Here is a 24,776-nt window from a genome sequence, read left to right as displayed (position 1 = left end):
GCGAACGTTCACGCGAAGGTGAGCGTCCGCTTATCGAACGATGTGCCGGGTGCGGGATTCGAACCCGCACGCCCTTTCGGACAGAGGTGTTTGAGACCTCGGCGTCTGCCATTCCGCCAACCCGGCCGGGTTGCTCGTCGGAGTGTACCGGGTGACCATGCGCCGCCGCTGCTAGGTAGGCTCATCCAAGCAGCACAGCCCCGCAAAGAGGAGCACCCCGTGACCGCCGAGCACGAGTCGACGCCCACGCCCGACGCCGACCAGTCGCACGTTCCGCCGCTGACGACCCGCGTCGTCATCGCCGAGGACGAGGCGCTCATCCGTCTCGACCTGAAAGAGATGCTCGAAGAGGAGGGCTACTCCGTCGTCGGCGAGGCCGGGGACGGGCAGACGGCCGTCGAGCTGGCCCGGGAGCACCGGCCCGACCTCGTGATCCTCGACGTGAAGATGCCCGTGCTCGACGGGATCTCCGCCGCCGAGAAGATCGCGGGGGAGTCCATCGCCCCCGTGCTCATGCTCACCGCGTTCTCGCAGCGCGACCTCGTCGAGCGGGCCCGGGACGCCGGGGCCATGGCGTACCTGGTCAAGCCCTTCAGCAAGAGCGACGTCGTCCCGGCCATCGAGATGGCCGTCTCCCGGTTCGCCGAGCTGAAGGCGCTGGAGAAGGAGGTCGCGGACCTCTCCGCGCGCCTGGAGACCCGCAAGCTCGTCGACCGGGCCAAGAGCATCCTGCAGACCGAGTACAAGCTGTCCGAGCCGGCCGCGTTCCGGTGGATCCAGAAGACCTCCATGGACCGCCGCATGTCCATGCAGCAGGTCGCCGAGGCGGTCATTGAGGACGCCGAGGAGAAGAAGCAGAACGCCGCCAAGTAGGCGGGGCGAGAGGAACGCGTGAGGCCCGTCTCCCCCCGAGGGGAGACGGGCCTCACGGCTTCGCGGAGCCGGCGCGGACTAGTCCTCGCCGAGGTAGGCCTTGCGGACGTCCTCGTTGACGAGGAGCTCGCGGCCCGGGCCCGACAGGACGATCTTGCCGATCTCCATGACGTGGCCCTGGTCGGCCAGCGACAGCGCGGCCTGGGCGTTCTGCTCGACCAGCAGGATCGTGGTGCCGGCCGCCTTGAGCTCGGAGATGGTCGCCATGATCTTCTGCATCATGAGCGGCGACAGGCCCATCGAGGGCTCGTCCAGCATCAGCAGCTTCGGCTGCGACATGAGCGCGCGGCCCATGGCCAGCATCTGCTGCTCGCCGCCCGAGAGGGTGCCGGCGGCCTGCTTGCGGCGCTCTCCCAGGATCGGGAAGAGGTCGTAGGCGCGCTGGACGTCCTTCTGGATGCCTTCCTTGTCGTTGCGGAGGAAGGCGCCGAGGAGGAGGTTGTCCTCGATCGTCATGCGCGGGAAGATGTGCCGCCCCTCGGGGGAGTGGGCGAGTCCGAGCGAGACGATGTCGTGCGCCGGGACCTTCTTCAGCGACTTGCCCTGGAACTTGATCTGGCCGCCCTTGGGCTTGATCAGGCCGGAGAGGGTGCGCAGGGTGGTGGTCTTGCCGGCGCCGTTGGTGCCGATGAGGGTGACGATCTCGCCCTCGTTGACGCTGAAGGAGATGCCCTTGACGGCTTCGATCTTGCCGTAGGCGACGCGGAGGTCCTCGACCTCCAGGAGTGCGGTCACTTGGCTTCTCCGTCCGTGCTGGTGGTGCTGTCCGCGTCAGCGGCGTCGTTCTCCGCGGCGTCGTTCTCCGCGGCTTCCACCACGGCTTCGGCCTCGGCCACGACCTCGGCTTCGGCGGCTTCCTCGGCGGCCTCCACTTCGGCGACCTCCTCGGCGCCGGGGGCGCCTTCGAAGGGCTCGCCGAGGTAGGCGGCGACGACGCGCTCGTCGCCCTGGACCTCGGCGGCGCTGCCCTCGATGAGCTTCTCGCCCTGGACGAGGCAGGCGACGCGGTCGCAGAGGTTGAAGATGAAGCGCATGTCGTGCTCGATGACGAGGACGGCGATGCCCTTGTCCCGGATGGCGAAGATGAGTTCTTCGGCGGCCCGGGTCTCCTGCGGGTTCATGCCGGCGGTGGGCTCGTCCAGGAGGATGAGGCCCGGGTCGCTGGCGAGGGCGCGGGCGATCTCCAGCTTGCGCTGCTCGCCGTAGGGGAGGTTGCGGGCGAGGTGTTCGGCCTTGTGGTCGAGGCCGATGAACTCCAGGAGTTCCATGGCGCGCTCGCGGCTGGCCTGCTCCTCCCGGCCGAAGCCGGGCAGGCGCAGGAGGGCGGACCAGAGGCCCTCCTTGGTGCGGGTGTGGCGTCCGACGAGGACGTTTTCCAGGACCGTCATGTTGTTGAAGAGACGGATGTTCTGGAAGGTGCGGGCGATGCCGGCCGCGGTGACCTTGAAGGACTTGGGGGGCAGGACCGTGCCCTTGTACCGGACTTCGCCCTCGGTGGGGATGTAGAGGCCGGTGAGGCAGTTGAAGAAGGTGGTCTTGCCGGCGCCGTTGGGGCCGATGAGGCCGACGATCTCGCCGCTGCGGACGGTGAGGTCGACGTTCTTGACGGCGGTGAGGCCGCCGAAGCGCATCGTGACGCCACGGGCGTCGAGGACGGTCTCGCCGGTGGCCGTTTCGGTCGTGGTGGTGGTCATGGATCAGGCCCCTGCCTTGCCGAGGACTGTGGGCGCTTCGAGGTCCTTGTGGAGTTCGAGCTGGTTGCGCCGGTTGGGGATGAGGCCTTCGGGGCGCAGGCGCATCAGGATGACGAGTGCGATGCCGAAGACGAGGAGCTGGTACTCGCCCAGGAACTGGAGCTTGTTGGGGATCATGAAGAGGAGGGCGCCGCCGACGAGGGGGCCGGAGATGGTGCCCATGCCGCCGAGTACGACTGCCGCGAGGAGGAAGGCGGAGTTCGGGGGGACGGCGTTGGCGAAGACGTACTGGTCCGGGGTGACGGTGTAGTTCACGTGGGCCTGTACGGCGCCGGCGAGGCCGGCGAGGGTGGCGCCGAGGGCGAAGGCGATGAGCTTGACGCGGAAGCCGTTGATGCCCATGGCTTCGGCGGCGGTCTCGTCTTCGCGGATGGCGACCCAGGCGCGGCCGATGCGGGATTCGGCGCTGCGGCGGAAGACCATGATCACGATGAGGGTGACCAGGAGCATCAGCAGGAAGTAGTTGGCGAAGCGGCCGATGGTGAATCCGGCGATGCTGTGGCTGGCGCCGAAGTCGAACCCGAAGAGGTTGACGTTGGGGATGTTGGCGACGCCGTTGGGGCCGTTGGTGAGGTCGGGTCCGCTCACGCCGTCGAGGTTGTTCATCGAGATCCGGAAGATCTCTCCGAAGCCGAGGGTGACGATGGCGAGGTAGTCGCCGCGCAGGCGCAGGGTCGGGGCGCCGATGAGGACGCCGAAGACCATGGAGGCGAGGGCGCCGACGAGGAGTGCGGCCCAGAAGGGCAGGTGCACGCCGAAGGGGGAGTTGGGGCTGCCGGAGACCAGGGCCGCGGTGTAGGCGCCGACGCCGAGGAAGGCGACGTAGCCGAGGTCGAGGAGGCCGGTGAGGCCGACGACGATGTTCAGGCCGAGGGCGACGGTGGCGAAGATGAGGATGTTGACGCCGAGGGTCGCGTACTGGTCGTCGGTCTGGGTGAGGGGGAAGGCGGCGGCCGCGACGAAGGCGCCGACGAGGGCGACGTTGCGGTGCTTGTTGGTGAGGGTGGTGAAGCGGGCGACCAGGCCGGCCTTGTTGAGGGCGGTGAAGCCGAAGCCGGCGGTGATCAGGAAGCCGATGAAGAGTTCCTGGTACGGGGTGGTGACGCCGTAGGTGAAGACGCCGAGGGCGACGGCGAGCACCGCGGTGATGATCAGGATCTCGGCGTAGGCCGGGAGGGCGCGGGCCGGCTTGGGGGTGCCGCCGGCGTGGGCGGCCTTGGTGACGGCCCAGCTGTTGCCGATGTTGTGCTTGGTCTGCTCCCACCAGGTGTCTTCGGGGTCCGCGAGTTCGGTCACGGGACGCTCGAAGGGCAGGGAGCGGGCGCCGAGCCAGGCGACGAGCGCGGTGGCGAGGGCGATGAAGCCGCCGGGTTCCAGGTTGACGAGGCCGCCGAGGGTGTTACTGATCGCCCAGGCGGTGTAGGCCACGGTGAGGAAGGTGCCGAGGGCGCAGAGCTTGATGGCGGCGTCGGTTCCGGCGGGGGCGATCCACTGGAGGCCCTTGATGCCGTAGGAGCTGAGGCCGAAGAGCGCGGTGAGGGCGCCGCCGACGAGGACGAGCCACTGGAGGCCGCCCGGGTACCCGTAGACGGTGAGGTCGCCGGGGAAGGCGGAGGTCCAGGTCCAGGCGAGGAAGCAGCTGATGACCGTGAGGGCGCCGCCGGCGGTGGCCACGGCCCGGGCGGTCTTCTCGGGGAAGACGATTCCCCGGCGGCCGGTGGGCTCGGCCTGCGGCGTGTTGTCTGTGATGGTGGTCGTCATGGTTCTCACGCCCTGTCCGCCACGCGCTCGCCCATCAGGCCCTGGGGCCGGAAGAGGAGCACGAGGATGAGGAGTACGAACGCCCAGGTGTTGCCCCAGGACTGGCCGCCGAGCTGCTGCATGCCCGGTACGTCGGCGATGTAGGCGGTGGTCAGGGTTTCGGCGAGGCCGAGGACGATGCCGCCGATCATGGCGCCGTAGATGTTCCCGATGCCGCCGAGGACGGCGGCGGTGAAGGCCTTGAGGCCGAGCAGGAAGCCCATCTTGAAGTTGACCTCGCCGTACTTGAGGCCGTAGGCGACGGCTCCGATGGCGGCGAAGGCGGCACCGAGGGCGAAGGCCATCATGATGATGCGGTCGGTGTTGATGCCCATGAGCTTGGCGGTGTCGGGGTCCTGGGCGGTCGCCTGCATGCCGCGGCCGCTGCGGGTCTTCTTGACGAAGAAGCCGAGGAAGGCCATGGAGAGCGGGGCGGCGATCAGGAGGAAGACGTCACCGGTCTGGATGGTGATGCTGCCGAGGTGGAAGGGGCCGCCGGAGATCTCGGGGAAGACCACGGAGGAGGGGTACCAGGCCCAGACCGCCTGCTGGAGGACGATGGAGAGGCCGATGGCGGTGATGAGCGGCGCGAGCCGTGGGGCGTTGCGCAGGGGCCGGTAGGCGAAGCGTTCCGCGCCGACGGCGACGAGGGTGGCGACGATGATCGCGCCTATGATCATGAGGGGGAGGGCGACCCACATGGTGGTGCCGCCGGGGAGAGCCGTCCAGACCCAGAAGGCGCCGAACCCTCCGATCATGAAGATCTCGCCGTGGGCGAAGTTGATGAGCTGGACGATGCCATAGACCATCGTGTAGCCGATGGCGACGAGCCCGTACATGGATCCCAGTAGCAGGCCGTTGACCAGCTGTTGCGGCAGTTCGTGCACCGCAGGTCCTCCGAGTCTTTCGACGGATGTGACACCGCGCGGGGCGCATTGTTGCGCGCCCCGCGCGGCAGGTGAGGGGTGAGGGGCTGGCGGTTCAGGGGGCCAGCCGGTGGAGGTCAGCCGCCGTAGGTGCCGGACTCGACGGACTTCCAGTCGCCGCCTTCGACCTTGTAGACGGTGAGCTGCTTGTTGGTGGCGTCGCCGAACTCGTCGAAGGAGACCTTGCCGGTCACGCCTTCGAAGGAGACGTTCTGGACGGCGGCGAGGACCTTGGCGCGGGCGTCGGCGGGCAGCTTGCCGCCGTTGTCGTCGACGACCTTCTTGACGGCCTCGATGATGGACCAGGCGGAGTCGTAGGAGTAGCCGCCGTAGGCCGCGAACGGGTCCTTGTAGCCGGCCTTCTTGTAGTTGTCGACGAACTCCTTGGCGGACGGCAGGCTCTCGACGGGCGCGCCGACGGAGGTGGCGAGGTCGCCGGTGGCGCCCTCACCCGCGAGCTCGACGTACTTCTTGTCGTAGATGCCGTCGCCGCCGACGAGGGGGATGTTGGTGCCGGAGGCCTTGATCTGCTTGCTGAGCGGGCCGGCCGCGGGGTACTCGCCGCCGTAGTAGACGACGTCGGCGCCCGAGGACTTCACCTGGGTGACGATGGCCGAGAAGTCCTTCGACTCGGGGTCGATGTGGCCCTCGCCGGCGACCTGGCCGCCGAGCTTGGTGAACTCGCCCTTGAAGGTGCCGGCGAGGCCGGAGCCGTAGGTCTTCTTGTCATCGATGATGAAGACCTTCTTCTTGCCCGCCTTGTTGAAGAGGTACTGCGCCGCGAACGGGCCCTGGATGGCGTCCGTGGTGGCGGTGCGGAAGTAGCTCTTGTAGGTGCGGTTCTTGACGCCCTCGTTCCACTTCGGGCCCTGGGTCAGCGACGGGCTGGTGTTGGCCGGGGAGATCTGGGCCAGCTTCGCGTCGTCGAAGACCTTCTGCATGGCTTCGGAGACGGAGGAGTTGAGGGGGCCGACGACGCCGAGGACGTTCTTGTCGGCGGTGAGCTTGGTGGCGTTCTGCTGGCCGGAGGAGGCCTGCGCCTGGTCGTCGAGGGCCTGGATCTTGAAGGTGACGCCCTTGACGTACTTCTTCTCGTTGGCCTGCTTGGCGGCGAGGTCCGCGGAGTTCTTGATGCCGAGGCCGAGGGCGGAGAGGTCGCCCGTCAGCGGGGCGTCGACGCCGATGACGACGGTGGTGCCGCCGGCGTCGGCGGCTCCGCCCTTGTCGTCGCGCGAGCCGCAGGCGGTGAGAGTGAGAGCGCCCGCGGCGAGGGCGGCGGTCACGGCGATGAGCTGACGAGAACGCACGATCAGTCCTTTCCTGGCGCCGCGTCCCCCGTGGGACGCGTCGAGTCGAACGCGGGGACCGAACTGAAGAAATCCGGCGGTCGCGGTAACTGGCCGTGACTCTAGGCGGCTCATCGGCGGTTATGGAGGGCTGAGGCCAATGATGTGACTCTCTTGTTATGCCACGGCGTAATACATAGCGGTTCACGGCGGGTGGAACGGGGGAATTCAGGCCGGTTCGTCTTGTCCGCATCCTGAGACGGGGCAGGACCATCGAGCGGTTTGAGTCCTGACAGGCCAGGACTCTGGGGGTTTTTGCTCATGACGGTCCGGGGGTGGCCGCATCTCGGGCTTCGGGACAGGCCCTGGTCAGCGCGACGGAAAGATCCCCGGCATATCGGTCACCGGGGATGTAACTGTGATCCTCTTTCTGGAATCCATTACTCAGGGTCACTTCCAGGAAAGGAAGACCCGAATTCCGTGCTACATGCACGCAGTCTTTTGCCTGAATGAGGACGAGGAGCTCACGGACTTCCCCCGCCCGGACCGTGGCCGGAAGGGATGGCCGGATCGTCACGCCGAGGGCCTGAGAGGGCTGGCCGATCCGCTCCACCGTGACGGCCGGCCCGACCGCCGTCCGCACACGCACAGTGAAGGCGAACGCGGCGCCGTCCGGAGCAGGCTCCACGGGCCCCGCGTACGTGAGGGAGAGCGCCTGGGAGGGGGCGGGCGGGGCCTGCGGGCGGGGCGGCTCCGGGCGCGTGGCGTAGATGCGGGCGGCGGCCGCGGCCAGTACGGCGGCCGACGCGACGCTCAGCACGGCCCTGCGGTGGCGGGCGTAGCGGGAGCGGATCCAGTCCGCGCCGGGCGTACGGGGACCCCTGCGCGGCCCGTGTCCGTCCTCGGTGCCTTCCCCGGGCTCCACCGGGCCGATGCCGGCGCTCACTGCCAGGGCCCGCCGGTGGGGGTGCCCGAGCGGTGGTGCTCGGCACAGCGGGCTTCGGCGTCGCGGGCGGCGCCCTCGCGGACTGCCGCGGCGCTGCCGCCGGCGCGCTGCCCGGCGCGGGCGGCTTCGAGGACGGCGCGCAGGATCTCGTTCTGGTCGCCGGACAGGCCCATGGACTGGTAGTCGAGGCCGACGGCGTCCTCGTCCGCTGCGGCGTCGAGGACGACCCCTGCCCAGTGGGTGACGAGGGCGGCGCACAGGGCCCGGGGCGGGGTGGTGCGCGGGGCGGGGGCGGTGTGGGGCGCGCGGGTGGGGCCGGCGCAGCCCGACAGCAGGGTGACGGTCAGGGTGGCCGTGGTGAGGCCGGCGGCGAGGAGCGCCGTCGTCCCGCGTGCGGCCGTGACGCCGCGCGGCGCCGGTCCGGATCCCATGCGGGAACGCTAGACCGGCGCCGCGGGCGGCACAACGGCTCGTACCGGCCGGGGTGTTAAGAGTCCGTGTCGCGCAGCAGGCAGGTGAGGCGGGCGGTGCAGACGCGGCGGTCCTGCTCGTCGGTGATGACGATCTCGTAGGTGGCGGTGGAGCGGCCGCGGTGGACGGGGGTGGCGGTGCCGGTGACGTGGCCGTCGCGGACGCCGCGGTGGTGGGTGCAGTTGAGGTCGACGCCGACGGCGATCTTCTTGCTGCCGCCGTGCATCATGGCGCCGACGGAGCCGAGGGTCTCGGCGAGCACGGCGGAGGCGCCGCCGTGCAGGAGTCCGTAGGGCTGGGTGTTGCCCTTGACGGGCATGGTGGCGACGACGCGTTCGGCGGAGGCCTCCAGGATCTGGATCTCCATGCGCTGTCCGAGGGCGCCCGCCGAGAAGAGGGCGGGGAGGTCTATGCCCAGGGCGGCGTACTCGTCGAGGACTTCCTGGGGGAACTTCACGGCGTGCTGCTGCTCGGCGGCCATGGGGCTGCTCCGTTCGTCAACGATCGTTAACCAGTGTCTGGGCTCGTTCTATCAGGCCGGTTCGAAGCGGACGACGACGGACTTGCTGGCGGGGGTGTTGCTGGTGTCGGCGGTGGAGTCCAGGGGGACCAGGACGTTGGTCTCCGGGTAGTAGGCGGCGGCGCAGCCGCGTGCGGTGGGGTAGTGGACGACGCGGAAGCCGGGGGCGCGGCGTTCGACGCCGTCCTTCCACTCGCCGACGAGGTCGGTGTAGGAGCCGTCGGCGAGGCCGAGCTCGGCGGCGTCCTGGGGGTTGACCATGACGACGCGGCGGCCGCCGGTGATGCCGCGGTAGCGGTCGTCGAGGCCGTAGATGGTGGTGTTGTACTGGTCGTGGCTGCGCAGGGTCTGCAGGAGGAGCCGGCCGGCGGGCACCCGGGGGTACTCGACGGGGGCGGCGGTGAAGTTGGCCTTGCCGGTCTTGGTGGGGAAGCGGCGTTCGTCGCGGGGGCCGTGGGGGAGCCGGAAGCCCTCGGGGCGGGCGGCGCGGGCGTTGAAGTCCTCGAAGCCGGGGACGACGCGGGCGATGCGGTCGCGGATGGCCGCGTAGTCGTTCTCGAACTCCTCCCAGGGGGTCTGGGATGCGGTGCCGAGGACGGCGCGGGCCATGCGGGCGACGATGGCCGGTTCGGAGAGGAGGTGGGGGGAGGCGGGGGCGAGGTTGCCGCGGGAGGCGTGGACCATGCCCATGGAGTCCTCGACGGTGACGAACTGGCGGCCGCTCTTCTGGACGTCCTTGTCGGTGCGGCCGAGGGTGGGCAGGATCAGGGCGCGCCGGCCGGTGACCGCGTGGGAGCGGTTGAGCTTGGTGGAGACGTGGACGGTGAGGGAGGCGCGGCGGATCGCGGCCTCGGTGACGTCGGTGTCGGGGGTGGCGGCGACGAAGTTGCCGCCCATGGCGAAGAGGACCTTGGCCCGGCCGTCGCGCAGGGCCTCGATGGAGCGGACCACGTCGTAGCCGTGGGTGCGGGGCGAGGTGATGCCGAATTCCTCGTCGAGGGCGTCGAGGAAGGCGGGGGCGGGGCGTTCGAAGATCCCCATGGTGCGGTCGCCCTGGACGTTGGAGTGGCCGCGGACGGGGCAGACGCCGGCGCCGGGGCGGCCGATGTTGCCACGGAGCAGGAGGAGGTTGACGACCTCGCGGATGGTGGCGACGGAGTGCTTGTGCTGGGTGAGGCCCATGGCCCAGCAGATGATGGTGCGCTCCGAGGCCAGGATCATGGCGAGGGCGCGTTCGATCTCGGGGCGGGTGAGGCCGGTGGCGGTGAGGGTCTCGTCCCAGTCCGCGTCCTTGGCGGCGGTGGCGAGGGCCTCGTAGCCGTGGGTGTGCTCGCGGATGAAGTCCTCGTCGAGGGCGCCGTCCGTCTCGATGACGAGCTTGTTGAGGAGGCGGAAGAGGGCCTGGTCGCCGCCGATGCGGATCTGCAGGAAGAGGTCGTTGAGGGGGGTGCCCTTGAGCATGCCCAGGGGGGTCTGGGGGTTCTTGAACCGCTCCATGCCGGCCTCGGGCAGCGGGTTCACCGAGATGATCTTCGCGCCGGCTTCCTTGGCCTTCTCCAGCGCGGAGAGCATGCGGGGGTGGTTGGTGCCCGGGTTCTGTCCGGCGACGATGATCAGGTCGGCGCGGTGGAGGTCTTCGAGGGAGACGCTGCCCTTGCCGATGCCGATGGTCTCGCTCAGTGCGGAGCCGGAGGACTCGTGGCACATGTTGGAGCAGTCCGGCAGGTTGTTGGTGCCGAATTCGCGGGCGAACAGCTGGAAGAGGAACGCGGCCTCGTTGCTGGTGCGGCCGGAGGTGTAGAAGAGGGCCTCGTCGGGCGAGGAGAGGGCGCCGAGCTCCTCCGCGATGATCGCGAAGGCCTTCTTCCAGCTGACGGGCTCGTACCGGTCGGCGCCCTCCGGCAGGTACATCGGCTGCGTGATGCGGCCCTGCTGGCCGAGCCAGTAGCCGCTGCGGGCGGCGAGCTCGGGCAGCGGGTGGGCGGCGAAGAAGTCCGGGGTGACGCGGCGCAGCGTGGCCTCTTCGGCGACGGCCTTGGCGCCGTTCTCGCAGAACTCGGCGGTGTGCCGCTTGTCCCCCTCGGGCCAGGCGCAGCCGGGGCAGTCGAAGCCGTCCTTCTGGTTGACCTTGAGCAGGGTCCGCGCGGTGCGCGCCAGGCCCATCTGCTCGTTCGCGATCTTCAGGGTGTGCGCGATGGCGGGGAGCCCCGCGGCGGCGTGCTGGGGCGGCGTGACGTGCGGTGCGTCCTGTACCGGGTCACCTGTGGGCGGCTTGGTCGCCATCGCGCTCTCCTTCGAGCGTGCGTACGGGTGCAGCAGGTCCTGCCGCGTCTTCCGATCCTTGCACGGCCGCGGAGCGGGTGGGGAGGGCGGTCCGGCGCAGCCCCGGGCCCGCGGCGGGCGCCCGCGCCGGAATTGTCAGCGGGGAGCCCTAGGATCGGGGGCGTGGCAGAGACAGCATCGAAGAAGACCGACCAGCCGACCGCAGCGGACCGCCCCCGCCTGATGCTCATGGACGGGCACTCCCTGGCCTACCGGGCGTTCTTCGCGCTGCCCGCGGAGAACTTCACCACGGCCACGGGCCAGCCGACCAATGCCATCTACGGCTTCGCGTCGATGCTGGCGAACACGCTGCGCGACGAGGCCCCCACGCACTTCGCGGTGGCGTTCGACGTGTCCCGCAAGACGTGGCGCACGACGGAGTTCCCCGAGTACAAGGCGAACCGTTCGAAGACCCCGGACGAGTTCAAGGGGCAGGTCGAGCTGATCGGCGAGCTGCTCGACGCGATGAAGGTGCCGCGGTTCGCGGTGGACGGCTTTGAGGCCGACGACGTGATCGCGACGCTGGCGACGCAGGCGGAGGCCCTCGGCTTCGACGTCCTGATCGTCACGGGCGACCGCGACTCCTTCCAGCTGGTCTCCGAGCACACCACGGTGCTGTACCCGACGAAGGGCGTCTCCGAGCTGACCCGGTTCACGCCGGAAAAGGTCGAGGAGAAGTACGGCCTCACCCCGCAGCAGTACCCGGACTTCGCGGCGCTGCGCGGCGACCCGTCGGACAACCTGCCGGGCATCCCGGGCGTGGGCGAGAAGACCGCCGCGAAGTGGATCACCCAGTTCGGGTCGTTCGCGGAGCTGGTGGAGCGGGCCGACGAGGTCAAGGGCAAGGCCGGGCAGAACTTCCGCGACCACCTGGAGGCCGTGAAGCTCAACCGCGTCCTGACCGAGATGGTCAAGGACGTGGAGCTGCCCAAGACCCCGGCCGACCTGGCCCGCGCCCCGTACGACCGCTCCGCCGTCACCGGCGTGCTGGACGTGCTGGAGATCCGCAACGCCTCCCTGCGCGAGCGGCTGCTGGCCGTGGACCCGGGCGCTGCCGAGGTGGAGGCCCCCGCCCCGGCGGCCGGCGTGGAGCTGGACGGCTCGGTGCTGGGCGCGGGCGAGCTCGCGCCGTGGCTCCAGGAGCACGCGGGCGGACCGCTGGGCGTGTCCACCGTCGACAGCTGGATGCTGGGCACGGGCAACGTCAGCGAGATCGCGCTGGCCTCGGCGGGCGGCGCGGCCGCCTGGTTCGAGCCGTCCGCGCTCGACGAGGCCGACGAGCGGGCCTTCGCCGCCTGGGCCGCCGACGCGGCCCGCCCCAAGGTGGTGCACAACGCCAAGGGCCTGATGCGGGTCTTCCCCGAGCACGGCTGGACCCTGGCCGGCGTCACCATGGACACCGCGCTCGCCGCCTACCTCGTCAAGCCGGGCCGGCGCTCCTTCGCGCTGGACGTGCTGTCCGTGGAGTACCTGGGCCGCGAGCTCCAGCCCCCGGCCGCCGACGGCCAGCTCGCCTTCGGCGCCGACGACACCGCCGAGGCCGACGCCCTGATGGCACAGGCCCGCGCCGTCCTGGACCTCGGCGACGCCTTCACGGCCAAGCTGCCCGAGGTCGGCGCGGTCGAGCTGCTCCACGAGATGGAGCTGCCCACCTCCGAGCTGCTGGCGCGCCTGGAGCGGGCCGGCATCGCCGCCGACCGCGACCACATGGAGGGCATGGAGCAGCAGTTCGCGGGCGCCGTGCAGCAGGCGGTCAAGGAGGCGCACGCGGCGGTCGGCCACGAGTTCAACCTCGGTTCGCCCAAGCAGCTCCAGGAGGTGTTCTTCGGCGAGCTGGACCTGCCGAAGACGAAGAAGACCAAGACCGGCTACACCACGGACGCGGACGCGCTGGCCTGGCTGGCCACGCAGACCGACCACGAACTGCCGGTGATCATGCTGCGGCACCGCGAGCAGGCCAAGCTGCGGGTGACCGTCGAGGGCCTGGTCAAGTCGATCGCCGCCGACGGCCGGGTGCACACCAGCTTCAGCCAGACCACGGCGGCCACCGGCCGGCTCTCCTCCACCGACCCCAACCTGCAGAACGTGCCGGTGCGCACCGACGAGGGCCGCGCCATCCGCCGCGGCTTCGTCGTCGGCGAGGGCTACGAGTCCCTGATGACCGCCGACTACAGCCAGATCGAGCTGCGCGTCATGGCCCACCTCTCCGAGGACGAGGGCCTGATCGAGGCGTTCCTGTCCGGCGAGGACCTGCACACCACCGTCGCCTCGCAGGTGTTCGGCGTGGAGCGCTCCCAGGTCGACGCCGAGATGCGCCGCAAGATCAAGGCCATGTCGTACGGGCTGGCGTACGGGCTGTCCGCGTTCGGCCTGGCACAGCAGCTGAACATCGAGCCGGCCGAGGCGCGCGGGCTGATGGAGACCTTCTTCGAGCGGTTCGGCGGCGTCCGCGACTACCTCCAGCGCGTGGTGGACGAGGCCCGCGCGACCGGCTACACGGCGACGGTCTTCGGCCGCCGCCGCTACCTGCCGGACCTCAACAGCGACAACCGCCAGCGCCGCGAGGCCGCCGAGCGGATGGCGCTGAACGCCCCGATCCAGGGCACCGCCGCCGACATCGTCAAGGTGGCCATGCTGCGCGTGGACAGGGCCCTCGCCGAGGCCGGGCTGAAGTCGCGGATGCTGCTCCAGGTCCACGACGAAATCGTCCTGGAGATCGCCCCCGGCGAGCGGGAGCGGGTCGAGGAACTGGTGCGCCGCGAGATGGGGGCGGCCGTCGAGCTGCGCGCCCCGCTGGACGTGTCGGTGGGCGTCGGCGGCGACTGGGAGTCCGCCGCGCACTGATCCCCGTACGCGCGCTCCGGACGCCCGTCCCCCCGCCGCCTCAGGCGGTGGGGACGGGCGTCCGCTCGTGCGGGGCCGGTCGGCCGGGCCGGTCCCCGTCGCGGCGGTGGCGCAGCCGCACGAGCGCCCCGTACAGCAGCAGGCCGACCGCGAGGCCGCCGCCCGCGCCAAAGCAGACGGTCGGGATGATGTCGAGCGGGCTGCGGATCCGGTCGTAGAAGGTGTAGAAGCGGACCACCCGCAGGGTGATCCCGACGGCCGCGCAGCCGGCGATCAGGGCCGCGGCGGCCCACAGCTCACCGCGGCCGAGGACGGGCACGCAGGCGGGCGCCGGGCGGGCCGGCAGCCGCCGCAGGCCGGTCACGGTGAACCAGAGCAGCAGGCAGGCGGCCACCGCCGAGGAGCCGTACTGGACGTAGGAGTAGAGGGGCAGGCCGAAGGCGAGCGGATCCCCGAGCCAGGGCAGGGCGTTCGTCCCCCAGCGGCCCGGGTGCGTGAAGCTGTCCCACACCACGTGGGTGAGGGAGCCCGCCACGGCCGACAGGTAGAACCACAGCGCGAGCGCGGCCGCCGGGCGTCCCCGCCAGTCCTCGCCCCGGACGAAGGCGTGCACCCGGCCCCGGCCGCCCCGCGGCAGGAGCGCGAGGAGCGGCTCGCGCAGCAGCAGCCAGCACGCCGCGAGGAGCGCGGTCAAGGCGGCGTCCACGGTGGCCACTCCGGGCAGGGAGTGCGCGAAGTGCCCGTAGCCCATCACGCCGTTCACGACCGCGTCCGCGAAGTAGAAGGTGTCCGGGGCGAACGACCCGAGGACGAGCGCCGAGGCGACCAGCGGCCCCCGGGCGTGCCCGGCCCGGCGTATGGCCGGAAGCACGGCGGCCGCGTGGCTGAGAGTGAACGGCACGGGAGCTCCTCGGGGCGCTTGGGGTCCGCACAGTATGCGTGAGCTGCGAGGGAACGTGGGGATGTGGTGAATTTCCGCGGCGCACCACGTGTCCTGTGAAGGGAGCTGACGTAGGGTCACGCGGACGTCTAGGGGAGGGGACCCGTCATGTCGGCACGGATATTCGGACGCGGCCTGCGCAGGGGCGCGGCCGCGGCTCTGGTCTCGGCTCTGGTGGCCGCCGCCATGACGGCGTCCCAGGCCCCCGCGGGCGCAGACGAGGAGCGCGTCACGGCGGCCGGCGAGGAGGCGGCCGGGCAGGCGGCCCCGGGCGCCGGCGGGGACTCCTCCTACTTCACCGAACTGCCGCCCCTCGTAAGCCCCCAGCCACCCGCGGTGGTCCTGCCGGACGGGCAGTCGGGCGCCCCCGTGCAGCCGGAGGCCGCGGACGTGCCGTCACCGGCCGCGGTGCCGGCGGCGGACCGGCCGGTGACCGAGGGCGCGCAGGGGATACCGGCGAGCGTGCTCGCGGCGTACCGCGCGGCCGAGCAGCGGGTGGCGGCGGACGACCCCGGCTGCGGGCTGCGCTGGCAACTCCTCGCGGCGATCGGCAAGGTCGAGTCGGGGCAGGCGCGCGGCGGGCAGGTGGACGCCGCCGGGACCACCCTGCGGCCCATCCTCGGCCCGGTGCTCGACGGGAACGGCTTCGCGAACATCTCCGACACCGACCGCGGGGCCTTCGACGGCGACACCCGCTACGACCGGGCCGTCGGGCCGATGCAGTTCATCCCGTCCACCTGGGCGGCCTGGGGCCAGGACGCGAACGGCGACGGGCGGCGCGACCCGAACAACGTCCACGACGCCGCGCTGGCGGCCGGGCGCTACCTGTGCGCGGGAGGCCGCGACCTGCGGACGGGGTCCGGCCTGGACCGGGCCGTGCTGTCGTACAACCAGTCCGGGGAGTACCTGCGGACGGTGCGGTCCTGGTTCACGTACTACCTCCAGGGCGCGCACGAGGTCCCGGACGCGGGCGGCAGCGGCACGGGCGCGGGCGTCCCGGCGGGCCCCCGGCCGTCGGACCCGAAGCCGACCCCGACGCCCACCCCGTCCCCGAAGCCGACGCCCACGCCGACGCCCACCCCGTCCCCGAAGCCCACGCCGACCCCGTCCCCGACGCCCACCCCGTCCCCGAAGCCCACGCCCACCCCGACGCCGACGCCGACTCCGTCGACGAAGCCGACGCCGACCCCCACGCCCACCCCGACCCCCACCCCGAAGCCGTCGTCCACGCCGAGCCCGACGCCCACCCCGACCCCGAAGCCGACGCCGTCCCCGACCGTCACTGCCCCGAAGACCGGACCGTCGGCCTCCCCGAGTGCCACCCCGAGTGCCACCCCGAGCGCCACCCCGGCCGCGACCCAGTCGCCGGCCAGGCCCTAGCGTCAGCCCCGCTCAGCCGTTGCACCACGGCGCCGACGGTGAATCCCGGCACGGGCTCGTCGGCGCCGGCCTGTCCTCGTGCACCTGGTAGGCCGCCCCCATGACGATCGCCGTCACCGTGGCCATCGCCATCACGCTCTGGGTCACCGCCGTCACCCCCGCGCCCCGCCGCGACGCCCGCAGCGCGACCCGCGCCATCAGCGCGGCCAGCACCCCGGCGGCCACCAGGTACCCCCACACCGGGTGCGGCTCGGGTTCCGTGACCGGGTCCAGGTCCAGTCCGGTGAGCACCCACACCACGAAGACGCCGGCGAGCGCGACCAGTTCGACGATGACGAGCCCCACCGCCCCGGCGATGTCGGCACCCAGGTCCCTGCGCCGCTCCGGGGCGGCCGTCGTCGTACTCATGTCCGCAGCCTGCAGCCTGCGGGCGGCCCGGGCATGAGTACGCGTACTCAGCCCGACGGTTCTCATCTCACCCCCGCGTTGCTACGGTACGCCTCCCTGACGCCCCATCAGATCCCGGAGGCTCTGCCGTGCGCGCACTCGCCGCCGCCGCCGTCGGGCTGGCCGCCGCGCTCGCCCTCGTCCTCGCCGTGACCGCCGCCGGCGTGCCGGAGGGCGAGACCTCGCCCAGGCCGCTGCTCACCACCGCGCCCCCCGCGCCCGGAAAGTAGAGGAGGCCCGGCCGTGCGACGCAGAGCGAGCCTCGTACTGCTTGCCCTGGCCGTGTTCTGCGCAGCCCTCGCACCGCTGCTGCGCTGGTACGCGTACCCCCGGCTCGCCAAGATCCCGCCCAGCCAGTACCAGGAGATGGTCCTGGAGGCCAAGGACGCCACCCTCCTCGACTACGCGGGCGGCATGCAGCCCAAGAAGGTCGACAAGGTCACCATCGTCCAGACCCTCAAGGGCAACGTCGAGGCGTCCCGGGAGATCGAGGCCGACGCCGGCAAGGACGTCGTCGTCTGGGACACCCTCTCCTACATCATCGGCCCCGACGGCAAGATGGTCTCCCAGATCCCCGAGCGCTACATCTTCGACGCCCACACCCAGGACCCGGTGCACGCCACCGGCGAGATGGTCGACGGGGACCCGGTCAAGCGCGAGGGCATCGAGTTCAAATGGCCCTTCTTCACCGAGCCGCGCGACTACCTCTACTTCGACGCGCAGACCCGCACCTCCTCACCGATCCACTACGTCGGCCCGCGCACCTACCGCGGCATGGACGTCTACTACTTCGAGCAGACCGTCCCCTGGACCAAGGTCCCCATGCCCAAGAAGATGCCCATCGAGGGCATCGACCCCGCCACCATCGAACAGACCACCGGCACCACCCTCTGGTACACGGTCAAGGCCCGCTTCTGGGTCGACCCCGTCACCGGCGCGCCCGTCAACGCCGAACAGGACATCCAGCAGGAGATGCGCGGCGGCATCGCCGCCGGAGCCCCCGACGGCAGACTGACCGCCTTCGCCGGACACGTCACCCTGCGCGAGGACTACGCCAAGCACACCCTCGACCTGGTCGCCGCCAACCGTACGAAGGTCCTCGCCCTCCACACCTACGCCCCGGCCGGACTCGCCCTGACCGGCCTGGCGCTGCTCGCCGCCGCCCTCTGGCTGGAGGCCCGGGGACGCCGGGCCCCCGGGGTCAGCGCCCCCTGAGCCGGGCGTTGGTGTGCCGGGTCGGCTCGGCCGTCGCCGGGTCCAGCGGCCACGGGTGCTTCGGATAGCGGCCGCGCAGCTCCGCCCGGACGGCGCGGTAGCCGCCCCGCCAGAACGAGGCGAGGTCCGCCGTGACGGCGGCGGGCCGCCCGGCCGGCGACAGCAGGTGCACGAGTACGGGGACCCCCGCGACCCGCGGGGTCTCGGCCAGCCCGAACAGCTCCTGGAGCTTCACCGCCAGCACCGGCTGCTCGGCCGCGTAGTCCACCCGGATCCGGGACCCGCTGGGCACCTCGATCCGCTCGGGCGCCAGCTCGTCGAGCCGGGCCGCCTCGCCGGTGGCCCACGGCAGCAGCCGGTTCAGGGCCTGCCCCGCGTCGATCCGCCCCAGGTCGGCGCGGCGGCGGGCACGCGACAGCTCGGGCTCCAGCCAGTCCCCGGCCCGCTCCAGCAGCGCCGCGTCGTCCGACACGTCCGGCCAGGCGCCGCCGAGCGTGCGGTGCAGGAACCCGAGACGGGCCCGCAGCGCCAGCGCGTCCGGTGACCAGCGCAGCAGCCCCGGCCCCTCCGCGCGCAGCCCCTCCAGCAGGGCCGCCCGCACCAGCTCCGGGGCCGGGTCGCGCAGCGGCCGGGCGACCAGCTCGACCGCCCCGAGCCGTTCGACGGCGCGGGCGACCACGTCGCCGTCCTCCCAGCGCACCTCCTCGGAGGCGGTGAACAGGTGCGCGGCGGCCGCCCGGGCGGTGTCCTCGTCGAGCACCGCCGCCAGCCGGACCCGTGCGGACGCGGAATGCGGGGCCCGGTCGGCGACGGCCACCGCCAGCCAGGGCGCGTGCCGCAGGGCGGAGCCCTCCCCGACCTCGGCGGCGGTCCCGCCGGCCATGAGGAACGCCCCCGCGCCCTTGGCCTTCGCCACCCGCTCGGGGAACGCGAGGGCCGCGACCAGCGCGGCGGCGTGGTCGTCGGAACCCGTGGCGGGGTGCCCGCCGGGGGCGAGGTCCCCTACCCGCCCTTCGCCCGTTCCCCGGGCTGCGCCCGGACCCCCTCCGGGGGCTCCGCCCCCGGACCCCCGCGCCTCACACGCCGGCGGGGCCGGATTCGGCTGCGCCGATCCAGCCCGCGCAGCGGTTTCGGGAAGGGGCGGGGTGGGGGAGAGGCCCCGCGCACCGGCCGTGGCCCCCGCGGCACCGGCGGCGGCGAACCCGGTGTCACCTGCCGTGGCCCCCGCGGCACCGGCGGCGGCGAACCCGGTGTCACCTGCCGTGGCCCCCGCGGCACCGGCGGGGCGCGCCGCGCGTTCCAGGCGGGTCGTCTCCGTGCGCCAGCGCGCCGCGTACGCGTCACCGCCGCGCCGCGCCGAGCGCCAGGCCGAAGCCAGGTCGTCCCCGTACTCCCGCGGAGGCTCCTCGCTCAGCAGGGCCACCACCTCCGCCGCCCGCCGGGCACCCAGTGCGGCCGAGCCGTCCAGCAGGGCCCGCGCCAGCCGCGGGTGCAGGCCCAGCCGGGCCATCCGCAGCCCGCGCGGGGTCGGCCGCCCGGCCGCGTCCACGGCGCCCACCGCCACCAGCACCTCCCGCGCCGCGGCCATCGCCCCGGCCGGCGGCGGGTCCAGCAGCGCCAGCCCCGCCGCGTCCGGGTCGCCCCAGCAGGCCGCCTGGAGGGCGAACGGCGCCAGGTCCGCGATCCGGATCTCCGGCGCGGGGAACGCCGGCAGGCGCACGTCCTCCGCCTCGGCCCAGCACCGGTACACCACGCCCGGCGCCTCGCGCCCCGCCCGGCCCGCCCGCTGGCGGCCCGACGCGCGGGAAGCGCGTACCGTCGCCAGCGCGCCCAGCCCCCGGGCATGGTCCACCCGGGGCTCGCGGGCCAGCCCGGAGTCCACGACCACCCGTACGCCCGGCACGGTCAGGCTCGACTCCGCGACGGCCGTCGACAGGATCACCCGGCGGTGCTCCGAGGCGGTCAGCGCCGCGTCCTGCACCGCGGCCGGCGCCCGGCCGTGGACCTGGAGCACCTCCGCGTCCACCCCGGCCAGCTGCCCGGCCACCCGGGCGATCTCCCCGACGCCGGGCAGGAAGCACAGCACGTCGCCGGAACGTTCCGCCAGCGCCCGCCGCACCACCGAGGCCACGTGCGCCAGCTGCGCCGGATCCACCCTCATCCCGTGCGGCGGCCGCACCGGCCGGGCCGGCGGCGCCCACACCGTCTCCACCGGGAACGCCACCCCCGCGGCCTCCACCACCGGCGCGTCCCCCAGCAGCCCGGCCCAGCCGGCCGCGTCCGTCGTCGCCGAGGCCGCCACCAGGCGCAGCTCCGGGCGCAGGGTCGCGCGCACGTCCAGCAGGAACGCGGCGACCGTGTCGGCGTCCAGGTGCCGCTCGTGGCACTCGTCCAGCACCACCACGTCCACCCCGGCCAGCTCCTGGTCGCGCTGGAGCCGCTGGAGCAGCACCCCGGTGGTCACCACCTCCACGGCCGTGTCCCGGCCCACGAGGCGCTCACCGCGCACCGTGAAGCCCACCGAGCCGCCGACGGCCTCGCCCAGCAGCCACGCCATCCGCCGCGCCGCGGCCCGGGCGGCGATCCGCCGGGGCTCGGCGACGACCACCCGGCGCCGCGGGCCGCCGCCCACCAGCCCGGCGAGCACGAGCGGCACGAGGGTGGTCTTGCCGGTGCCGGGCGGCGCGCACAGCACGGCGGTGCCATGGCCGTCCAGCGCCGAGACGAGGGCGGGCAGGGCCTCCCGTACGGGGAGGGAGTCGAGGGCGGCCCGGCGGGGCGCGGAGGCCTGCCGGATCCGCCCGGTCCGCCCGGCCTCCCCAGCCTGCCCGTTCTGCCCGGTCTGCCCGGTCAAAGGGATCAGTCCCTCTCGCACACGAAGATCGCGGTACCGGGGATCAGGTTGCCGCGCAGCGGGGACCAGCCGCCCCACTCCTGGCCGTTCCACTCCGGCCACTCCGGCTCCACCAGGTCCAGCAGCCGGAACCCGCCCGCGACCACGTCGCGGACCCGGTCGCCGACCGTGCGGTGGTGCTCGACGTAGACGGCGCGGCCCTGCTCGTCCTGCTCGACGTACGGGGTCCGGTCGAAGTAGGACGCGGAGACGGAGAGCCCCTCGGCGCCCGGCTCGTCGGGGAAGGCCCAGCGGATCGGGTGGGTCACGGAGAAGACCCAGCGGCCGCCGGGGCGCAGCACGCGGCGCACCTCGCGCATCACGTTCACCGGGTCGGCGACGAAGGGGACCGCCCCGTACGCGGAGCAGGCTAGGTCGAAGGAGCCGTCGCGGAAGGGCAGCCGGCCGGCGTCGGCCTCGACGAGCGGGACGTCACCGCCGATGCGCAGGGCGTGCTGGAGCTGGCGGTGCGAGAGGTCCAGGGCGACCGGGCGGGCGCCCTGCGCGGCGAGCCAGCGCGAGCACTGGGCGGCGCCGGCGCCGATCTCCAGGACGTCCTTGCCCCTGAGGGAGCCGGCGGGGCCCAGGAGCGCGGCCTCGGCCTCGTCCAGGCCCTCGGGGCCCCAGACGAAGCGGTCGTCGCCGAGGAAGGCGCCGTGCTCGCTCTGGTACTCGTCGGCGTTGCGGTCCCACCAGCCGCGGCTGGCCCGGCTGCTCTCCGCCTCGCCGGCGTCCCGCCGGGTGGCCTCGGCGTCGTCCTCGGCGTCGGTTTCGGGGGCGTAGTCCTCTTGGTTCATGGGGCCCGTCGTCGTAGTCTGCGGATGGCTCGGTGGTGCTCGGTGCCGGCTCGGCGGCGCGGCGGTCGTCCGGGTGGGCCGGAAAAACTCGTGCGGAGCGCTCATCGCCGCGTCCCCGCCCACGAATTGCGCCGGTTATGCGGTGATCTGCCCGCGGTGTGCGCCTTCGCGCATTGACCCTGTCCGGCTGCCCCCGTATGCTACAAGTTGCGCTGCGAGCCTGTGCTCCTCAGACCTAGCAGGCTGCGCTTGCATCTGTTGAATGTCCCCTCGGTTTTCGAGGCCCTTCCCCCTTTCAGGGGATCTTGGGGCTTCTTTGGCTGTCCGGCTTCTTCGGCAGGTGCCGATAAGGGCTCCCGGCGTAGCAGTACCTACGACTTTCTGTCCGTAACCGGAGCCCTTTCCCACATGACGAGCAGCACCGAGACCACCGCCACCACCCCTCCGCAGGTAGCGGTCAACGACATCGGTAACGCGGAAGCCTTCCTGGCCGCGATCGACGAGACGATCAAGTACTTCAACGACGGCGACATCGTCGACGGCGTCATCGTGAAGGTCGACCGGGACGAGGTCCTGCTCGACATCGGTTACAAGACCGAAGGCGTGATCCCGAGCCGCGAGCTCTCGATCAAGCACGACGTCGACCCGAACGAGGTCGTCAAGGTCGGCGACGAGATCGAGGCCCTGGTTCTCCAGAAGGAGGACAAGGAAGGCCGCCTGATCCTGTCCAAGAAGCGCGCTCAGTACGAGCGTGCCTGGGGCACGATCGAGAAGATCAAGGAAGAAGACGGCATCGTCACCGGTACCGTCATCGAGGTCGTCAAGGGTGGTCTCATCCTCGACATCGGCCTCCGTGGCTTCCTGCCGGCCTCCCTCGTCGAGATGCGCCGCGTCCGCGACCTCCAGCCCTACGTGGGCAAGGAGCTCGAGGCGAAGATCATCGAGCTGGACAAGAACCGCAACAACGTGGTCCTGTCCCGCCGCGCCTGGCTCGAGCAGACCCAGTCCGAGGTTCGCCAGACGTTCCTCACCACCCTGCAGAAGGGTCAGGTCCGCTCCGGCGTCGTCTCCTCGATCGTCAACTTCGGTGCCTTCGTGGACCTGGGCGGCGTCGACGGTCTCGTCCACGTCTCCGAGCTGTCCTGGAAGCACATCGACCACCCGTCCGAGGTCGTCGAGGTCGGTCAGGAAGTCACCGTCGAGGTCCTCGACGTGGACATGGACCGCGAGCGCGTCTCCCTGTCGCTGAAGGCGACGCAGGAGGACCCGTGGCAGCAGTTCGCCCGGACCCACCAGATCGGCCAGGTCGTCCCGGGTAAGGTCACCAAGCTGGTTCCGTTCGGTGCGTTCGTCCGCGTGGACGAGGGCATCGAGGGTCTGGTCCACATCTCCGAGCTGGCCGAGCGCCACGTGGAGATCCCGGAGCAGGTCGTCCAGGTCAACGACGAGATCTTCGTCAAGGTCATCGACATCGACCTCGAGCGTCGCCGGATCTCGCTGTCCCTCAAGCAGGCCAACGAGTCCTTCGGTGCCGACCCGGCGTCGGTCGAGTTCGACCCGACCCTGTACGGCATGGCCGCGTCCTACGACGACCAGGGCAACTACATCTACCCCGAGGGCTTCGACCCCGAGACCAACGACTGGCTCGAGGGCTACGAGACCCAGCGCGAGACGTGGGAGCGCCAGTACGCCGAGGCGCAGGTCCGCTTCGAGCAGCACCAGGCCCAGGTCATCAAGAGCCGCGAGGCCGACGAGGCCGCTGCCGCCGAGGGCGCTGCCGCCCCGGCCGCCGGTGGCAACGCCGGTGCGGGCGTCTCCGGTGGTTCGTACTCCTCCGAGGGTGCGGACGAGACCTCCGGCGCCCTGGCGTCGGACGAGGCCCTGGCCGCGCTCCGCGAGAAGCTGGCCGGCGGCCAGAGCTGATCGCAGCGCGATCACACTCCGGTGTGAGCTGAGCTGAACGACGAGGCCCGTCCCCTTCGGGGGGCGGGCCTCGCCGCGTTCCCGGGTGCGGGGTACGGCGGACGACGTCGGCACCGCGTGTCCGCCCTCCGTCGCGTTGCGTTCGTGTTAATGCCGCCGGCGCGGGAATGGCCGCGCGGCCCCGGACGTTCTTCGCAGGGAACACGGCGCGAGGGAGGAGTGGTGACAGTGCTTGATCCACAGGGTCTGTACGAATGGGATGCCAAGGGTCTGGCGGTGGCGGACCTGGCGCTCACCCAGGACTCGGCCGGACTGGTCATGCTGTACCACTTCGAGGGGTACATCGACGCGGGCGAGACCGGCGAGCAGATCGTCGAACGCCTCCTCGACACCCTGCCCCACCAGGTGGTCGCGCGCTTCGACGCGGACCGGCTGGTGGACTACCGGGCCCGCCGCCCGCTGCTGACCTTCCAGCGCGACCACTGGACCGAGTTCGAGGAGCCCCGCCTGGAGGTGCGCCTGGTCCAGGACGCCACCGGCGCTCCGTTCCTGCTGCTCTCCGGCCCCGAGCCGGACGTCGAGTGGGAGCGCTTCGCCGTCGCCGTCCGGCAGATCGTGGAGCGTCTCGGCGTCCGCCTCTCGGTCAACTTCCACGGGATCCCCATGGGCGTCCCGCACACCCGGCCCGTCGGCATCACCCCGCACGGCAACCGGACCGACCTGATGCCCGGCCACCGCAGCCCCTTCGACGAGGCCCAGGTGCCCGGCAGCGCGGAATCGCTGGTCGAGTTCCGCCTCGCCCAGGCCGGACACGACGTGCTCGGCGTCGCCGCCCACGTCCCGCACTACGTCGCCCGCTCCCCGTACCCCGACGCGGCACTGACCGCCCTGGAGGCCATCACGGCCGCCACCGGGCTGGTCCTGCCGGCCGTCGCGCACGCCCTGCGCACCGAGGCGCACCGCACGCAGACGGAGATCGACCGGCAGATCCGCGAGGGCGACGAGGAGCTCGTCAGCCTCGTCCAGGGCCTGGAGCACCAGTACGACGCCGCCGCCGGCGCCGAGACCCGGGGCAACATGATCGCCGAGCCGGCCGAGATCCCGTCGGCGGACGAGATCGGCCGCGAGTTCGAGCGGTTCCTGGCGGAGCGCGAGGGCGAGGGCTAGGCCGTGTCTTTCGGATCTTGCCGGTTAAGCCCGCGTTGTCCGGTGCCGTGTATCGGCGCGTTGGCGGGGCGCCCTTGTACTGGACGTACTCGGGTGCTCCGCCAACGCGGCGAGGTGCGGTGCAGGGCGGCGCGGGTCAGGCGAGATCCGGAAGACACGGCCTAGAGCCGGGGCGGTGCGCCAGGGCCCGGCGTTCGGCGGGCGGTGTTCCT

The 24,776-nt window shown here is 72.1% G+C and carries 20 protein-coding genes and 1 tRNA gene; 7 read left to right on the top strand and 14 right to left on the bottom strand.

Annotation, left to right across the window (positions count from 1 at the left end; translation table 11 throughout):
• Positions 1–43 precede the first annotated feature (43 nt).
• Positions 44–126: transfer RNA gene (locus D1J60_RS09450), tRNA-Leu, on the bottom strand.
• A gap of 93 nt (positions 127–219) precedes the next feature.
• Here D1J60_RS09450 and D1J60_RS09445 point away from each other — a divergent pair.
• Positions 220–873: a response regulator gene (locus D1J60_RS09445; RefSeq protein WP_125603301.1), complete on the top strand. Its 654-nt coding sequence runs from the start codon at positions 220–222 to the stop codon at positions 871–873.
• A 78-nt stretch (positions 874–951) separates the two neighbouring features.
• Here the strand turns inward: D1J60_RS09445 and D1J60_RS09440 are convergent, their stop codons facing one another.
• From D1J60_RS09440 to D1J60_RS09400, 9 genes are all read right to left on the bottom strand, one after another.
• Positions 952–1,668 carry an ABC transporter ATP-binding protein gene (locus tag D1J60_RS09440; RefSeq protein ID WP_007263512.1) on the bottom strand — a complete coding sequence of 239 codons (717 nt, stop codon included), beginning with the start codon at positions 1,666–1,668 and terminating at the stop codon, positions 952–954.
• Positions 1,665–2,627: an ABC transporter ATP-binding protein gene (locus D1J60_RS09435; RefSeq protein ID WP_125820800.1), complete on the bottom strand. Its 963-nt coding sequence runs from the start codon at positions 2,625–2,627 to the stop codon at positions 1,665–1,667. Before D1J60_RS09435 ends, D1J60_RS09440 begins: the two co-directional genes overlap by 4 nt.
• Positions 2,628–2,630: 3 nt before the next feature.
• The gene (locus D1J60_RS09430; protein WP_125820799.1) at positions 2,631–4,448 is read right to left on the bottom strand and encodes a branched-chain amino acid ABC transporter permease; all 1,818 of its coding nucleotides are present in this window, start codon (positions 4,446–4,448) and stop codon (positions 2,631–2,633) included.
• A gap of 5 nt (positions 4,449–4,453) precedes the next feature.
• Positions 4,454–5,374: a branched-chain amino acid ABC transporter permease gene (locus D1J60_RS09425; protein WP_125603304.1), complete on the bottom strand. Its 921-nt coding sequence runs from the start codon at positions 5,372–5,374 to the stop codon at positions 4,454–4,456.
• Between the two features lie 116 nt (positions 5,375–5,490).
• Positions 5,491–6,720 carry a branched-chain amino acid ABC transporter substrate-binding protein gene (locus tag D1J60_RS09420; protein ID WP_164720865.1) on the bottom strand — a complete coding sequence of 410 codons (1,230 nt, stop codon included), beginning with the start codon at positions 6,718–6,720 and terminating at the stop codon, positions 5,491–5,493.
• Between the two features lie 298 nt (positions 6,721–7,018).
• Complete coding sequence (locus tag D1J60_RS09415) at positions 7,019–7,519, bottom strand: Tat pathway signal sequence domain protein (RefSeq protein ID WP_125820798.1); 501 nt, start codon at positions 7,517–7,519, stop codon at positions 7,019–7,021.
• A 122-nt stretch (positions 7,520–7,641) separates the two neighbouring features.
• Positions 7,642–8,076, bottom strand: coding sequence for a hypothetical protein (locus D1J60_RS09410; protein ID WP_125820797.1), 435 nt, complete (start codon positions 8,074–8,076; stop codon positions 7,642–7,644).
• A gap of 56 nt (positions 8,077–8,132) precedes the next feature.
• Positions 8,133–8,597, bottom strand: a complete 465-nt coding sequence (locus tag D1J60_RS09405) for a hotdog fold thioesterase (protein WP_125605995.1) — start codon at positions 8,595–8,597, stop codon at positions 8,133–8,135.
• 51 nt (positions 8,598–8,648) lie between these two features.
• The gene (locus D1J60_RS09400) at positions 8,649–10,919 is read right to left on the bottom strand and encodes an FdhF/YdeP family oxidoreductase (RefSeq protein ID WP_125820796.1); all 2,271 of its coding nucleotides are present in this window, start codon (positions 10,917–10,919) and stop codon (positions 8,649–8,651) included.
• A 162-nt stretch (positions 10,920–11,081) separates the two neighbouring features.
• On the opposite strand from D1J60_RS09400, the gene polA reads away from it, so the two are divergent.
• A complete protein-coding gene (polA, locus tag D1J60_RS09395) occupies positions 11,082–13,802 on the top strand; it encodes a DNA polymerase I (protein ID WP_125820795.1) in 2,721 nt (906 codons plus the stop codon).
• A gap of 40 nt (positions 13,803–13,842) precedes the next feature.
• Here polA and D1J60_RS09390 read toward each other — a convergent pair whose 3' ends face one another.
• Positions 13,843–14,703, bottom strand: a complete 861-nt coding sequence (locus D1J60_RS09390; protein ID WP_125820794.1) for a DUF4184 family protein — start codon at positions 14,701–14,703, stop codon at positions 13,843–13,845.
• Between the two features lie 147 nt (positions 14,704–14,850).
• Between D1J60_RS09390 and D1J60_RS09385 the strand changes: the two genes are divergently transcribed.
• Positions 14,851–16,122: a lytic murein transglycosylase gene (locus D1J60_RS09385; protein ID WP_125820793.1), complete on the top strand. Its 1,272-nt coding sequence runs from the start codon at positions 14,851–14,853 to the stop codon at positions 16,120–16,122.
• Positions 16,123–16,134: 12 nt separating this feature from the next.
• On the opposite strand, the gene D1J60_RS09380 is transcribed toward D1J60_RS09385, so the two are convergent.
• Positions 16,135–16,530: a DUF6234 family protein gene (locus tag D1J60_RS09380; protein ID WP_125820792.1), complete on the bottom strand. Its 396-nt coding sequence runs from the start codon at positions 16,528–16,530 to the stop codon at positions 16,135–16,137.
• Positions 16,531–16,658: 128 nt separating this feature from the next.
• Between D1J60_RS09380 and D1J60_RS09375 the strand changes: the two genes are divergently transcribed.
• Both D1J60_RS09375 and D1J60_RS09370 read left to right on the top strand, forming a co-directional pair.
• Complete coding sequence (locus D1J60_RS09375; protein ID WP_125602786.1) at positions 16,659–16,799, top strand: SPW_0924 family protein; 141 nt, start codon at positions 16,659–16,661, stop codon at positions 16,797–16,799.
• 13 nt (positions 16,800–16,812) lie between these two features.
• Positions 16,813–17,784, top strand: coding sequence for a DUF3068 domain-containing protein (locus D1J60_RS09370; protein ID WP_125820791.1), 972 nt, complete (start codon positions 16,813–16,815; stop codon positions 17,782–17,784).
• Here the strand turns inward: D1J60_RS09370 and D1J60_RS09365 are convergent.
• Positions 17,771–20,581 carry an ATP-dependent helicase C-terminal domain-containing protein gene (locus tag D1J60_RS09365; protein WP_125823941.1) on the bottom strand — a complete coding sequence of 937 codons (2,811 nt, stop codon included), beginning with the start codon at positions 20,579–20,581 and terminating at the stop codon, positions 17,771–17,773. The two genes, D1J60_RS09370 and D1J60_RS09365, sit on opposite strands and share 14 nt — an antisense overlap.
• 62 nt (positions 20,582–20,643) lie before the next feature.
• On the bottom strand, positions 20,644–21,474 hold the full coding sequence (locus D1J60_RS09360) for a class I SAM-dependent methyltransferase (protein ID WP_125602784.1): 831 nt from the start codon (positions 21,472–21,474) through the stop codon (positions 20,644–20,646).
• A gap of 408 nt (positions 21,475–21,882) precedes the next feature.
• On the opposite strand from D1J60_RS09360, the gene rpsA reads away from it, so the two are divergent.
• Together rpsA and D1J60_RS09350 are read left to right on the top strand one after the other, a co-directional pair.
• Positions 21,883–23,397 (top strand): 30S ribosomal protein S1, encoded by a 1,515-nt coding sequence (gene rpsA, locus D1J60_RS09355; protein WP_007263497.1) that lies wholly within the window; start codon positions 21,883–21,885, stop codon positions 23,395–23,397.
• A gap of 228 nt (positions 23,398–23,625) precedes the next feature.
• Positions 23,626–24,564 carry a PAC2 family protein gene (locus tag D1J60_RS09350; RefSeq protein WP_007263496.1) on the top strand — a complete coding sequence of 313 codons (939 nt, stop codon included), beginning with the start codon at positions 23,626–23,628 and terminating at the stop codon, positions 24,562–24,564.
• Positions 24,565–24,776 lie beyond the last annotated feature (212 nt).

Source organism: Streptomyces sp. W1SF4, assembly GCF_003950035.1.
GTDB lineage: Bacteria > Actinomycetota > Actinomycetes > Streptomycetales > Streptomycetaceae > Streptomyces > Streptomyces racemochromogenes.
Note: the sequence above shows the minus strand (reverse complement) of the source record. Positions and strands in the feature narration are given on the sequence as shown.